This window comes from Tessaracoccus lapidicaptus (genome assembly GCF_001693815.1).
GTDB lineage: Bacteria > Actinomycetota > Actinomycetes > Propionibacteriales > Propionibacteriaceae > Arachnia > Arachnia lapidicapta.
The window spans coordinates 21257-34219 of sequence record NZ_MBQD01000005.1; the positions used below are offsets into that span (position 1 = coordinate 21257).

Consider the following 12963-nt stretch of genomic DNA (forward strand, 5'->3'; position numbering starts at 1 on the left):
GAAGGAAGTGCCATGCCCGGACCCAGCACCGTCCCCCGCGACCCCGACTGGTGGAAATCCGCCGTGGTCTACCAGATCTACCCGCGCTCGTTCCAGGACAGCGACGGCGACGGTATCGGCGACCTGCGTGGCATCATCGAGCGCCTCGACCACCTGGGCGAACTCGGTGTCGACGTGGTGTGGCTGTCGCCCATCTACCCCTCGCCTCAGGCGGACAACGGCTACGACATCAGCGACTACGAGGACGTCGACCCCATGTTCGGCTCCCTGGCGGATCTGCACGAACTCATCGAGGGCCTCCACGCGCGGGGGATGAAGCTGGTCATGGACCTCGTGGTCAACCACACCAGCGACGAGCATCCCTGGTTCCGTGAGTCCCGCTCCAGCCGCGACAACCCGAAACGCGACTGGTACTGGTGGCGCGACCCCCGCCCCGGCCACGAGCCAGGCACCCCGGGCGCGGAGCCGTCGAACTGGGAGGCGTCGTTCTCCGGTCCCGCCTGGACATTCGACGAGGCCACCGGGCAGTACTACCTGCACCTCTTCTCCCCCGCCCAACCCGACCTCAACTGGGAGAACCCGGAGGTCCGCGCGGCGGTGCACGCCATGATGGAGCGCTGGATCGAGCGTGGCGTCGACGGCTTCCGGATGGACGTCATCAACATGATCTCGAAGGACGTGGCGGCCGATGGCAGCCTCCCCGACGTCCCGGTCTCCGGCGGCAGCGCGCTCGGCGACCCGTCGCCCCACACGGTCAACGGACCGCGCATCCACGAGTTCCTGCACGAGATGCACGAGCGGGTTCTGGCCGGGCGGAGGCTCCTGACCGTCGCGGAGGCGCCCGGCGCGACGGTGACGGACGCGCGTCTGTACACCGACCCGGCCCGCCGCGAGGTCGACATGGTCTTCACGTTCGAGCACGTCAACCTCGACATCGCACCCGGCGGCTCGAAGTGGGACCTGGCGCCGCTGCGTCTGACTGATCTCAAGGCCAACCTGTCCGCGTGGCAGGAGGGCCTGGCGGAGGCCGGCTGGAACTCCCTGTACTGGAACAACCACGACCAGCCGCGGATCGTGTCGCGGTGGGGCAGCGAGGGCCGGCACCGCGTCGAGTCGGCCAAGTCATTGGCCACCGTCCTGCACCTGATGCGCGGCACGCCGTACGTCTACCAGGGCGAGGAGGTGGGCATGACCAACGCCCACTTCACCCAGGTCGGGCAGTACCGCGACATCGAGTCCGTCAACTGGGCCGCCGAGGCACTCGAGCGCGGCATCCCCGAGGAGATGGTCGTTCGGTCGCTGGCCGTCAAGTCCCGCGACAACGCCCGCACTCCCGTCCAGTGGGATGCCTCCCCGCAGGCCGGCTTCACCACGGGCACCCCGTGGCTGGCCGTCAACCCCAACCACGACACCATCAACGCCGAGGCCGCCCGCCGCGACCCCGGTTCGGTGTTCCACCATTACCGGCGCCTCATCGAGCTCCGCCACGGCCTCGACGTCGTCGTGCACGGCGACTACCGCCTGCTGCTGCCCGACGACGAGCAGGTGTTCGCCTACGTGCGCGCGGCCGACGGGGCGAGGCTCCTCGTGGTGGCCAACCTCTCCGACGAGGAGGCCGTCGTGGATCTGGGTCCCGACGGCGCGCTCCTCGACGGCGACCTACTGCTCACCACGCACCCCGACGCCGAGCGCGGATCCGGGCCCGAGGTTCGGCTGGCACCGTGGGAGTCCCGGGTCCACCTGACCGACGCCGGCTGACGGTCAGGTGACGGAGGCCGCGTAGACCTCCGCGATCGAGCGGTCCAGCGCCTCGTCGAACTCGGCGTCGCTCTGGGTGATCAGCAGCCCCTCCATCAGCGCGCGGGCGAAGCTCGCGGCCACGCCGTGCTGCCGGGCCAGCCTGGCCGTCGCCTCGGCGCGGGTGTAGCCGCCCGACAGCGCGAACACGCGTAGCACGCGCGGGTGCGCGACAAGGTCGGCGTACAGGTCGTCCTGGTCGGGGAGGGTCAGCTTCAGCATGACGGTCTCGCTGTCCGGGAGCCGGTCGAGCCCCTCGATCAGGGCGTCATGAACCTGCCGCTCGGCCTCCGCCTTGCCCGGGCTCTTGATGTCGACCTCTGGCTCCAGGATGGGCACCAGCCCGGCCGCGAAGATCTGGCGGCCGACGTCGAACTGTTGCTCCACGACCTCCCGCACCGCCGCGCCCGGCAGGGACACGAGCGAGCGCATCTTCGTCCCGAAGACCCCCATGTCCCTGGCCCTGGCGAGCAGCTCGTCGAGGCCCGGGATGGGCTTCATCAGCTGGCTGCCGTCGCGCTCCTCGGCGAGGCCCTTGTCCACTTTGAGGATCGGCACCACCTGCTTGACGTCCCAGAGATACCTCGGCGTGGGCAGGCCGGCGACCTCGCGGTCCATCGTGTCGACGAACAGGATCGTGCCGAGGATCCGGTCGCCGCCGAAACTCGGGCTCTGCATGATCCGCGACCGCATGCGATGCACCTGGTCGAACATGTCGGCGTCGTCGGCCCAGGACTCCACGCCGTAGCGCTGCAGGGTCCTGGGGGTACTGCCGCCGCTCTGGTCCAGTGCCGCGATGAACCCCTGTGCCTCGCGCATCTTCCGGAGCTGCTGCTCGTTCATGGTCCGCCTCCTCGCGTCCGAGCCGGCGGGCGTCCGGGCTCCGTCGCCCGCTCATCTCCAGTGTCCCACCGGGCCCCGCGACGTCAAGCGAAACGGACCCACCGGAGGGCCGACGGCGGTAACGTCGATCCCACCGACGTCTGAGGAGTCCCGATGAGCGACGACGCGTACGACCCTGAGGTTCATCCCAGCGAGGACGTACTGGAACCCGACACCGTCCCCGGCCACACCGTGCTGGACCCCGGCTCGGGGGCACACGCACACCATCCCATCGCGGATGAGCTGCCGCCGGACTCGCTCGGCCGACTGCCGAACGAGGAGAGCGAGAGCCGGTTCGACTGATCCCCGCCCGACGCACCCGGGGACCCCGCGCTAGGGTGTGCTGATCGACGACGAAGGGGGCACACATGGGACTGCTGAGCAGGCTGCTGGGGCGCGACGACGACGGTGAGGTCACGGTCTCGCCCTTCTCCCCCGACTCCGTCCGACCCCAGGTCAGCGACCTGATCGAAGCCCTCACCGCCCTGATCGAGGCCATGGAATCCGATGAGGCTCCCCTGTCCAACCCCGGATGGCGGGGCAGGCTCCGCGATCTGCACAACTCGCGCGGTGACCTGCGGCTGCTGGCCCGCCGGTCCACCTTCACCCGCGACGACCTGTTCGAGGTGCTCACCTGCGTGCGTCCCCTCTTCCGGGGGGCGCCGCCGAAGGACTTCGCGCACCTGGAGGGCCTCAACCAGCGGGTGATCGACGCCATCGAGGACGTGCACCGGGCGGCCTCCGCCTGACGTCGCGCGGGGCTCACCACGGGGGCGTCATCCTAAAGGGCGCTGCCAGAGCGCTCGGGGGCACCCCCCGTTCGCTGGTCCGGGGCCCCTGTCCATAGTGGAGCATGGCGACTTTCGCGGACACTGCAGCAATCAACCTGCGCCTCGGCCTGCTCGGCCTGCCCCTGCCTGATGCGGGGGCGGCGGGCCGGGCCGTGGACCTGGTGCGCCCGATCCTTGCGCGGCAGCGGGAGCTGAACCGGCGCCTGGCGCACCGGCTCCCCGCCGTCGACGGCCGCATCCAGGGCTTCCTCGACAGCTACCTCGACGGCACCGGCACCACGCCCTGTCTCCCGCGCCAGACCCTGGTGCTCGACCAGCCCGGCCTCGCCCGCCAGATGTCCCTCCCCGTCGACGGCGACACCTTCTCCTCCGACCTGCTGACGAGCTACCGCCTCGTCAACGGCATCCTGCACAACCCGGCCAACGACCGGCGCACCACCAAGGGCGTCTTCCACGTCGCCGAGGGCGGCCTGCCGATCCAGGACGACAAGATCGCCGTCCCGCGCGACGTGTTCGGCCGCCTCCTCGAGCACGCGTTCCAGCCGCCGGCGGAGGCCATGGTCCTGCCCTACACCTCCGAGACCCCCGAGCGCCCGACGTGCTGGGTGTCGCTGCTCCTGCGCCCGATCGTCGTCCCCGAAGTGCCCGGCTTCACCGTCGAGCGCCGGATGGAGACCCGCTTCTTCGCGCCGGCCGCCCTCATGGCCAACCTCGACTTCGTCGAGGGCATCTTCGGCAACGGCGGCGACCCCTACCTGCCGGAGAACGACTCCTCGCTCGACCCGGAGCACTGGACGGGCCACACGGGCATGGTCGTCCTGGCCCCCCATCTCATCCACCTGACGAAGAAGGAGCTGGGGCTCCCCCACTACGACGACGCCACACCACGGCAGCGCCGCGACGGCATGTGCTGGCGCGACGAGACCGAGCGCTACAACGGCGGCACGGCCTTCAAGGCGTGCGCACGCGACGAGCGCGGCGTCATCGTCACGGTCATCGCCGACAACTACTTCGGCTACTGCAAGAAGGAGGTCAAGGCCCAGATCAGCTACGCGGCCAACCTGCTCGGCCTGGTCGAGGAGGAGCATGCCGGCGGCGCCATCACCTTCCCGCGCTACAACCTGGGCCAGACCTTCACCCACGGCGGCAGCAACGACCCGGAGCGCACCCTGGACGCCGTCATCGCCCGCGACCCCGAACGCTTCGTGCGGCGCGCCGAGGGGCACGCCGTCGACCGGGAGCAGCCACACATCGTGCTCGTCCCCGAGGGCGCCACCTACTCGCTGCGGGACAGCACCATCACGTGGGAATCCGACGGCGAACCGCGCGCCATCGCGCTGCGCGCCGACACCTACTACGTCAGCCCGGACGGGTACGTCGTAGAACTCGCCCACATCGCCGCCGACGGCGACCAGTGGACGCTGCTCGGCACCGCGCCGGCCGCGACGTCGTGCCACAAGCCGGCCACCGTGTCGGGGGGCGGCAAGTCGGAGATCTCGAAGTCCATCACCGACGCGTTCGTCTTCGGCAACGCGTACGTGGCGGACTTCGTCGAGGACATGGCGATGGTCGGGGCGATCGTCGACCACGACTTCTCCACCCGCTTCCGCGACCCGGCCGCGAGCGACCATCGCCCGCTGCTGTCCGACACCCGCAGCGTCGGCAGCGTCATCAAGCTACTCACCCCCAGCCCGGACTACACCGACGAGTACAACGCGTGGGTCGACGCCATCCCCCACCACATCAAGGAACTCGTCTTCGTCGTCAAGCGCTTCTACCGCCCCGAGTGGGGCGGCGACTGGGCCTCCCACTTCTCGGTGGGCCGGATCAACGGCCGTGCGGGCCACGCCCTGCGCCTGGACGGCGACAAGATCACCGTCAACATGCTGCGCGTCGGCTTCGCCCCCGACGGATCGTGGCGGCTGTTCGGGCTCCGGCACGACTACCATCCCGCGGCCAAGGTGCAGACGGAGGACGACATCACGGCCAGCATCGTGGTCCCGGCCGACGAGGCCGGACGGTCCGACGGGCTGTCGCGCAAGTTCGTCAGCAACTGCGAACAGCTGCTGTTCCAGCGCCCCGACGACGCCATCCACCGCGGCTACGACAAGCAGGCAGAGTACGACATCGCCTCCGGCGCGTTCCTCAGCAACTTCGAGCCGCTGACCACCAGCGACGCGAAGGGGTTGGTCAACGACGCCATCGCCTTCTCCCGGTTCTCCAAGCCGATCCAGAAGCTGGTCCGCAAGGTGGCGAAGGCCGACAAGCCGAGCCACGAGTACTTCGTCTCCTCGGCCCACCCCCGTCTCATCAACGGGGCCCGGTCGAAGAACCCGCGCTACCTGCAGGTGCGGCCGGACATCGCCCGCCCCAAGGAGACGGCCCTGGCCGAGCTGGTGTCGCGCATCCACCGCGGGCTGCCGATGTCCGCCCCGCTGCGCCTGCCCATCGACGTCGTCGCCGCGGGCCGCCGCAACAACGCCGCCGAGGACGGTGTGCCGCCGCTGTGCGCGTACGCCCCGCTCCACTACATGGAGCTGCCGGAACTGTTCATGGAGTTCATCTCGTCCATGACGGGCAAGTCGCCGTCGACGACGGGCGCCGGCTCCGAGGGCGCGATGACGAAGGGGCCCTTCAACGCGCTGCCGTCGGTCATCGACCTCAACGCGGCGTTCCTGTCCTTTGCGCTGACGGGCTACGACGGATGGCTGTCCAGCGCGGGCGTCATCGGCCCCAACGTGCGGGTCGATCATGACATCTCGCTGCTGGTGCCCGAGGTGTTCTCCCGCATGAGCCCCGGCGAGCGCGACGCCGCCGCCCTCATCGCCGAAGGCTCACTCGAGGCCGTCCCCGACGTCGAGCACGAGGGACGGCTGGTCGAGGCCAGCCGCCTCGGCTACCGTATGACGGCCAAGTTCCAGACCAAGTACTTCGGCCGCATCTTCATGCACCCCCACGTGGTGTTCTCGGAGAACATGCTGCAGCCGGAGCTGCAGGACATCGAGGCCTACGTGGCCTCCGTCGACACCATCGTCACCACGCACCAGCGCGTCGCCAGGGCGTACCTGGACGACGGCACCGCGGAGCTCGCCGTGCCGCCGATCAGGGCGTTGCTGGAGATCATGGCGACGGGCACCTGGAACGGACTCACGCTGCGCGACGAGACCTTCCGCCGCATGTTCGACCGGGATGAGGTGCTGGCCTCCGACTGGTACCGCGCGCGGGTGGCAGCGCTGCACGAATCAGAGCTGGCGCACCAGCGGCGGGCGCTGGCGGCCATGCGCAAGTTCGTCGACGAGCCAACCAACGCGGTGGCGGCTCAGCGGCTGGGCATCCCCGGCCGGATCGCCGCGATGGAGGCGCAGTTGGCGGACTCGGCGGCCGGCGGGTCGCACGACCGCCTGGTCGGCACCCTCGGGCGGCAGGTCAGCTGGCAGCTGGGGTGAGGCCGGCGACGAGCTCGTGTGTGAGCTCGTCGAGGGTCTCGATGACGGTCGTGCGGGCCAGGAGGTCCGCCGCCGGTGGGTGGAAGTGCGGCGGAACCGCGACGACCGCCATGCCCGCGGCCAGCGCCGACAGCAGTCCGTTGGGGGCGTCCTCGACGGCGACGCACTGGCGGGGGTCGGCCCCGAGCAGCTCGCACGCGCGCAGGTAGCCGTCCGGGGACGGCTTCCCGCGCTCCACCTCCTCGGTGGAGACGGTGGCGGAGAGCACATCAGCCAGGCCCATCACCTCGACGGCGGTATCGATCAGCAGGCGCGGCGAGGAGCTGGCGATGGCGACCGGGTAGCGCTCGGCCATGCGCCGGACCGCCGCCACCGCGCCCGGCAGCAGGTCGATGCCGCCGCGGTAGTGCGCGGCCATGGCCTCGACGGTGGCCCGCGCCGCCTCGGGCGCGGTGATCGGGAGGCCGACCACGTCGACGAGGTACGCGCTCCACTCCCCCGTGCTCATGCCCATCATGGCCTGGGTGGCGCCGTCGGGCCACGGAAGTCCCGCGTCCGCGGCGAGGCCGCGCCGGACGACGTCCCACGTCGCCTCGGTGTCGGTCAGCGTCCCGTCCATGTCGAAGACGACGGCCTGGGGCGGCATGGGCTTCACTCCTTCGGTCCGGGGATGCCCACAGCGTAGCGGTGGGGTATGGTGTCGCCGTCGGTGAGTTGAATCCGGTGAGATCCCGGAACTGTCGCGCAACCGTGATCCCTCGTGGGGAGTCGGACCTCTCGCCGCCGCAGAGGATGTTCACTTCCGTCGCGACCAGCGGAGACCCTTGGCCGACGGACCAACGGATAGAGGTCCACATGTCTTCCACCCTCCAGCGCCGCCTCGCGCTGTCCACCGCAGCGCTCGTCGCCCTGGGCGTCATCGCGGTCGCCCCCAGCGCACACGCCGACGGCACCGCCGCCGAATGTGTCGCCGCGGGCAACGTCTGGGTTCACGTCGAGTACGACGAGACGGTGACGGGAGCCTGCGCCACCGAGTTCGCCACGGGTGGCGAGGCCATGGTGAGCGCCGGACTGCTGGAGAGCGAGCCGAGCTGGGTCACCGAGCTGCTCGGCCGCACCGCCGAGGACCCCGAGTGGTGGAGCCTGTGGACCAAGGAGGCGGGCGAGGACGGCGCCTTCGGCGACTGGGCCTTCTCCATGGTCGGCATCGCTGACCTCGAGCCCAGCGCGGGCAGCGTCATCGGCTGGCGTCTGCTCCCCGACTGGAACCTCGACGCGGAGGCTCCGACGGTGGACCCCGTCGAGGGCGTCGACCTGTCGCCGGAGCCCGAGACCCCGGCCGCCGGCGACGGCACCACCGACCCGGACACCCCTGACCGCGACGATGACGGCTCGACCGATGGCGGCTCGACCGACGGCGGGGCAGCGCCGACCGGCGGCGAGGCGGCGCCGGCGTCCCCCGGGCTGCCCAGCACCGGCAACTGAGCGATGCGGGAGCGATTCCTCCGTCTGGTGGCCGCCATGTCCATCGCCCTCGTGGGCGGATGGCTCGGGGCGCCATCGGCGGAGGCGCGCGTCACCGACGGTGCGTGTGCGACCAGCACCGGAGTGACAGTGGCGGTGGACTATCAGGCACTGGGTGGCGGCACGGTCGTGCGCTGCGTCGAAGACGTAGAGCCCGGCACGAGCGGGCTGCAGGTCCTGCACGACGCGGGCTTCGCCCCGCAGGGCACCGTCACGGACGGCCCGACCTTCGTCTGCCGCATCGGAGGCCGGCCGGCCGCGGACGAGGGCCTCGCGGTCGAAGGCGAGGAGGGGTACCGGGAGAGCTGCGTCGAGACTCCGCCGGCCACCGCGTTCTGGTCGTACTGGTACGCCCCGAACGGCGGGTCCTGGACGTTCTCGAACTACGGCGCGTCGGCCCGCGAGGTCATCGTGGGCGGGTACGAGGGATGGTCGTTCGCCCTCAACACGAGCCAGTCCACCGCCCCGCGGCCTCGGGTGCTGCCGAGCCATGCGGTGGAGCCGACGATTTCGCCGACGCCCACCCGCACCAGCGCGCCGCCGACGGCCACGGCCGCGCCCGCCTCCTCGAGCCGACCCGCGTCGTCGTCCGCGCCCGCGACCGCGGCGACGACCCGCGCCACGCGCACCCCCTCGCCCCGGGCGACCGCCGAATCCTCGGCGCCGCCGGTCGTCTCCACCCCTCCTGCCCTCTCATCTGCCGCACCCTCGGTGGCGCCCTCGACGCCGGCGCCCAAGGCCTCCCCCGCATCGACAACCCCCCAGCCGCCGGCATCGTCGGCTGCGGCACCCTCCGCGAGCACGCTGGTCGCGAGCCGGGCGCCGGCGCCCCCCGTGGAGGCCACCCCTCCGGGCATCCCGGCGGGCACCCTCGTCGGTGTCGGCGCGGTGGCTGCCCTCGGCGTCGGGGGCGGCATCGCCTGGTGGCGGCGTCGCGGTTTGTGATGCTGCGCTCCGCCCTGCCCCGCCCGCTGCATCCGTTCGCCTGGTGGGGCTACGCCATCGGGTTGGCGGTCGCCGCTTCGTCGACGACCAACCCACTCCTGCTGGCGGGGCTGATCGGCGCCGCGATCGTGGTCGCGATGTCGCGCCGGGGAAGCAACCCGTGGGCGAATTCGTTCGCGCTCTACCTGTGGCTGGCGGTGTTCATCGTCGTGCTGCGGGTCGGGTTCCGGATCCTCTTCGGCGGGGGCGACGGCCCCACCGTCCTCCTGACCCTGCCCGAGATGCCGCTCCCGTCCTGGGTGCGCGGCATCCGGCTCCTCGGCCCGGTGTCGCTCGAAGCCGTCCTGGCGGGCCTGTACGACGGGCTCCGGCTCGCGACCATCGTCGTGTGCATCGGCGCCGCCAACTCGTTGGCGAACCCCAAGAAGCTGCTGGCCAGCCTGCCCGCGGCCCTGTACGAGCTCGGCACCATCATGGTGGTGGCGGTCAGCGCCCTCCCTCAGCTCGGCGAATCACTGCAGCGCGTCGTCCGCGCGCGTCGACTCCGCCGTGGATCTGCGGCGCGCTCGCGGCGGGACCGCCTCAGGGCCGTGGAGACGATCATCGTGCCGGTCCTCTCGGACGCGCTCGAGCGCTCCCTCGCGCTGGCCGCATCGATGGATGTCCGCGGGTACGGCCGCTCGGGATCCGGGGGGCGACGGCGGACGCTCGCGCTGGGGCTCGGCGCCATCGGCCTGCTGACCGTGTGGGCCTTCCGCTTCCTGGCCGGATCCCCGGACGTCAGGCTCGCGGGGGTGCCCATCGTCTCGGTCGCCCTCGCCGCCGCGGGGCTCGGCTGCGGGGTTGCGGCGCTGCGGGTCGCCGGCCGCAGCGTGCGGCGCACCCAATACCGCCCCATCCGCTGGCGGTGGCCGGAGACCCTCACCGTGCTCTGCGGGGCGACCGCGGTGCTGCTCGTGACGGCCGTCGCCGAGCCGACGGTCGTCTTCCCGGCGATCAGCCCCTTCGCATGGCCCAGCCTCACCGGCCCCCTGCTGCTCGCGCTCGCGGCCGCGGTCCTCCCCGCCACTCTCACGCCCCCACCCTCCATGCCGAAGGTCGCCCCATGATCCGGTTCGACGGCGTGACCGTCCGCTACGCCTCCAGCGACGCCGTCCGCCTCCGCGACGCCACGTTCGAGATCCCTGAGGGCGAGCTGTGCCTCGTCGTCGGACCGACCGGCAGTGGGAAGTCCACCCTCCTCGGCTGCATCAACAACCTTGTGCCACGGTTCACCGGCGGCATCCGCACCGGCAGCATCCACATCGACGGCCGCGACACGACCCTGCTGCAGCCCCGCGAACTCGCGACGACTGTCGGCTACGTGGGACAGGACCCGCTGGCCGGGTTCGTCACCGACACCGTCGAGGAGGAGCTCGCGTACTCGATGGAGCAGCTCGGCTACGGCGCGGCCGAGATGCGGCGCCGGGTCGAGGAGACCCTCGACCTGTTGGGCATCGCCGACCTGCGTGACCGCGCGCTCCGCACGCTCTCCGGGGGACAGCAGCAGCGGGTCGCGATCGGCAGCGTGCTCGCTGTCTCCCCGCGGGTGCTGGTGCTGGACGAGCCCACCTCCGCCCTCGACCCCATCGCTGCCGAAGAGGTCCTCGCCACCGTCAGCCGGCTGGTGCGCGACCTCGGCACCACCGTCGTCATCGCGGAGCACCGGATGGAGCGGGTGATCGAGTTCGCCGACTCCGTCCTGCTGGTGGGCGAGGAGGTGCGGATCGGCCCCACCCGCGAGGTGCTGGCCGCCTCACCGGTCCGCCCCCCGATCGTCGACCTCGGGGTGCGGCTCGGCTGGCACCCGCTGCCGCTGACGATCCGCGAGGCACGCCGGGCGGCGGCGGAACAGCGCCGCGCCTGGCTCGAGTCCCCGCCCCCGCTGCCCGCCCCCGCCCCCGGTGGTCGGCCGGTGCTCACCGCCCAGGATGTCGTCGTGCGCTATCCCCAGAAGCTGGCGGTCGCGGGGGTGGACCTGGTCCTGCGGTCCGGTGGGGTCACGGCGCTCATGGGCCGCAACGGGTGCGGCAAGTCGAGCCTCCTGTGGGCGCTGCACGGGGCGGGCCGGCGCGACGGCGGGACGGTGCGGCCGGCCGACGGCGCCCGGATCGCGCTGGTCCCCCAGACCCCGGCCGACCTGCTGTACCTCGCCACCATCGCCGCCGAGTGCGCCGCCGGGGACGCCACCGCCGGCCTTGCCCCCGGCACGACCCTGTCGTTGCTGCGCCGCCTCGTGCCGCGCATCGAGCCGGCCGCCCACCCGCGGGACCTCTCCGAGGGGCAGAAGCTGGCCGTCGTCCTCGCGGTGGAGCTCGCGGGGGACCCCGACGTGGTCCTGTTGGATGAGCCGACCCGGGGGCTGGACTATTCGGCGAAGGCGGAGCTCCGCGACATCATCGCGGCGATGGCGGCCGAGGGCCGCTCGATCCTGCTGGCCACGCACGACGTCGAGCTGGTGGCCGACGCCTGCGACCGGGTCGTGGTGATGGCGGAGGGGGAGGTCGTCTCCGACGGCCCGACGCGCGACGTCCTGGCCGGCTCGGCACTCCTTGCCACCCAGGTGGCCAAGCTCACGAACCCCACGCCGGTGTTGACCGTCCGGGAGTACCTCGATGTCGCGCGCTGATCCGTTCCTCGACATCCCGGCGCCCGTGGTGGGCGTTCGGCTGGGGTGGCGCACGTGGGCGGTGATCGTGGCATCGACGGCGCTGGGGCTGTTCGCGCTCGGCTGGCCGCTCCTGTTCCCCGCGATCGGGGTCACCCCCCAGCACACGGCCGACGCCCCATTCGTGTTCGCCGCGCTCCTGCCGCTGGTGGTCGTGCTCGTCATCGCGCAGGTGACGGAGGGCGGGCTGGACGCCCGCTCCCTCGCCGTCCTGGGGGTGCTGTCGGCGGTGAACGCGGCCCTGCGGCCGGCCCTGGGCGCAGGGACCGCGGGGATCGAGTCCGTGTTCTTCCTCCTGATCCTCGCCGGCCGGGCCTTCGGCCCCGGATTCGGGTACCTGCTGGGATTCACCTCGATGTTCGCTTCCGCCCTCCTCACGGCCGGCGTCGGGCCATGGCTCCCGTTCCAGATGCTGTGCGCCGCCTGGGTCGGCCTCACCGCGGGCCTGCTGCCGCGACGGGTGTCGGGGCGGGCGGAGCTCGCCATGCTCGTCGCCATGGGCATCGCGTCCGCCTACGCGTACGGCGCGCTGATGAACCTCTGGTTCTGGCCCTTCATCGCCACTGGCATGGAGAGCGCCGCCGGCAGTCTCGATTACCTTCCCGGGGCCCCGGTGGCCGAGAACCTCACGCGGTTCGGCTGGTTCACGCTGCTGACGTCGACCGGGGGATGGGACACCGGCCGCGCGCTCACCACGAGCCTCGCGCTGGTCGTCCTCGGCCGCCCGGTCCTCGCGGTGCTCCGCCGAGCCTCCGGGATAGGCCGGGTCGCCACTGGCGACCAGGGCCGGAGAGGGTCCCACCTGATAGGCTCGCCGCACGGATCTTCGAACCCGGTGCAAGCCCGGGACTGACGCGCAACCGTAACCCGC

At 71.8% G+C, this 12963-nt stretch carries 11 protein-coding genes; 9 read left to right on the forward strand and 2 right to left on the reverse strand.

The window, feature by feature from the left end:
* The first annotated feature begins 12 nt into the window (after positions 1-12).
* Positions 13-1758, forward strand: a complete 1746-nt coding sequence (locus BCR15_RS02240) for a glycoside hydrolase family 13 protein (protein ID WP_068750020.1) — start codon at positions 13-15, stop codon at positions 1756-1758.
* A 3-nt stretch (positions 1759-1761) separates the two neighbouring features.
* Here BCR15_RS02240 and BCR15_RS02245 read toward each other — a convergent pair whose 3' ends face one another.
* Complete coding sequence (locus BCR15_RS02245; RefSeq protein WP_068750021.1) at positions 1762-2640, reverse strand: fructose bisphosphate aldolase; 879 nt, start codon at positions 2638-2640, stop codon at positions 1762-1764.
* A gap of 153 nt (positions 2641-2793) precedes the next feature.
* On the opposite strand from BCR15_RS02245, the gene BCR15_RS02250 reads away from it, so the two are divergent.
* The 3 genes from BCR15_RS02250 (at position 2794) to BCR15_RS02260 (ending at position 6916) form a co-directional block, all read left to right on the forward strand.
* Positions 2794-2982, forward strand: coding sequence for a hypothetical protein (locus BCR15_RS02250; RefSeq protein ID WP_061614680.1), 189 nt, complete (start codon positions 2794-2796; stop codon positions 2980-2982).
* A gap of 65 nt (positions 2983-3047) precedes the next feature.
* Positions 3048-3428: a hypothetical protein gene (locus BCR15_RS02255; protein ID WP_068750024.1), complete on the forward strand. Its 381-nt coding sequence runs from the start codon at positions 3048-3050 to the stop codon at positions 3426-3428.
* Between the two features lie 104 nt (positions 3429-3532).
* Positions 3533-6916 (forward strand): PPi-type phosphoenolpyruvate carboxykinase family protein, encoded by a 3384-nt coding sequence (locus tag BCR15_RS02260; RefSeq protein WP_068750026.1) that lies wholly within the window; start codon positions 3533-3535, stop codon positions 6914-6916.
* Here the strand turns inward: BCR15_RS02260 and BCR15_RS02265 are convergent.
* A complete protein-coding gene (locus BCR15_RS02265; RefSeq protein ID WP_068750028.1) occupies positions 6897-7562 on the reverse strand; it encodes an HAD family hydrolase in 666 nt (221 codons plus the stop codon). The genes BCR15_RS02260 and BCR15_RS02265 overlap by 20 nt on opposite strands.
* A 209-nt stretch (positions 7563-7771) precedes the next feature.
* Between BCR15_RS02265 and BCR15_RS02270 the strand changes: the two genes are divergently transcribed.
* From BCR15_RS02270 to BCR15_RS02290, 5 genes are read left to right on the forward strand one after another with little or no spacing between them, the layout of a single operon-like run.
* A complete protein-coding gene (locus BCR15_RS02270) occupies positions 7772-8401 on the forward strand; it encodes a hypothetical protein (protein ID WP_068750030.1) in 630 nt (209 codons plus the stop codon).
* 36 nt (positions 8402-8437) lie between these two features.
* Positions 8438-9385 carry a hypothetical protein gene (locus tag BCR15_RS02275; RefSeq protein WP_068750099.1) on the forward strand — a complete coding sequence of 316 codons (948 nt, stop codon included), beginning with the start codon at positions 8438-8440 and terminating at the stop codon, positions 9383-9385.
* On the forward strand, positions 9385-10494 hold the full coding sequence (locus BCR15_RS02280; protein ID WP_068750032.1) for a CbiQ family ECF transporter T component: 1110 nt from the start codon (positions 9385-9387) through the stop codon (positions 10492-10494). Before BCR15_RS02275 ends, BCR15_RS02280 begins: the two co-directional genes overlap by 1 nt.
* Entirely contained in the window at positions 10491-12053 is a 1563-nt protein-coding gene (locus tag BCR15_RS02285) for an ABC transporter ATP-binding protein (protein WP_068750034.1), read from the forward strand. The genes BCR15_RS02280 and BCR15_RS02285 overlap by 4 nt, the downstream gene beginning before the upstream one ends.
* Complete coding sequence (locus tag BCR15_RS02290) at positions 12040-12945, forward strand: ECF transporter S component (protein ID WP_068750036.1); 906 nt, start codon at positions 12040-12042, stop codon at positions 12943-12945. Before BCR15_RS02285 ends, BCR15_RS02290 begins: the two co-directional genes overlap by 14 nt.
* Positions 12946-12963 lie beyond the last annotated feature (18 nt).

Bases quoted from the DNA above. Each gene is read 5' to 3' on its own strand.
- BCR15_RS02240 (WP_068750020.1), top strand. From the start codon at position 13: ATGCCCGGACCCAGCACCGTCCCCCGCGACCCCGACTGGTGGAAATCC.
- BCR15_RS02245 (WP_068750021.1), bottom strand. From the start codon at position 2,640: ATGAACGAGCAGCAGCTCCGGAAGATGCGCGAGGCACAGGGGTTCATC.
- BCR15_RS02250 (WP_061614680.1), top strand. From the start codon at position 2,794: ATGAGCGACGACGCGTACGACCCTGAGGTTCATCCCAGCGAGGACGTA.
- BCR15_RS02255 (WP_068750024.1), top strand. From the start codon at position 3,048: ATGGGACTGCTGAGCAGGCTGCTGGGGCGCGACGACGACGGTGAGGTC.
- BCR15_RS02260 (WP_068750026.1), top strand. From the start codon at position 3,533: ATGGCGACTTTCGCGGACACTGCAGCAATCAACCTGCGCCTCGGCCTG.
- BCR15_RS02265 (WP_068750028.1), bottom strand. From the start codon at position 7,562: ATGCCGCCCCAGGCCGTCGTCTTCGACATGGACGGGACGCTGACCGAC.
- BCR15_RS02270 (WP_068750030.1), top strand. From the start codon at position 7,772: ATGTCTTCCACCCTCCAGCGCCGCCTCGCGCTGTCCACCGCAGCGCTC.
- BCR15_RS02275 (WP_068750099.1), top strand. From the start codon at position 8,438: ATGTCCATCGCCCTCGTGGGCGGATGGCTCGGGGCGCCATCGGCGGAG.
- BCR15_RS02280 (WP_068750032.1), top strand. From the start codon at position 9,385: ATGCTGCGCTCCGCCCTGCCCCGCCCGCTGCATCCGTTCGCCTGGTGG.
- BCR15_RS02285 (WP_068750034.1), top strand. From the start codon at position 10,491: ATGATCCGGTTCGACGGCGTGACCGTCCGCTACGCCTCCAGCGACGCC.
- BCR15_RS02290 (WP_068750036.1), top strand. From the start codon at position 12,040: ATGTCGCGCGCTGATCCGTTCCTCGACATCCCGGCGCCCGTGGTGGGC.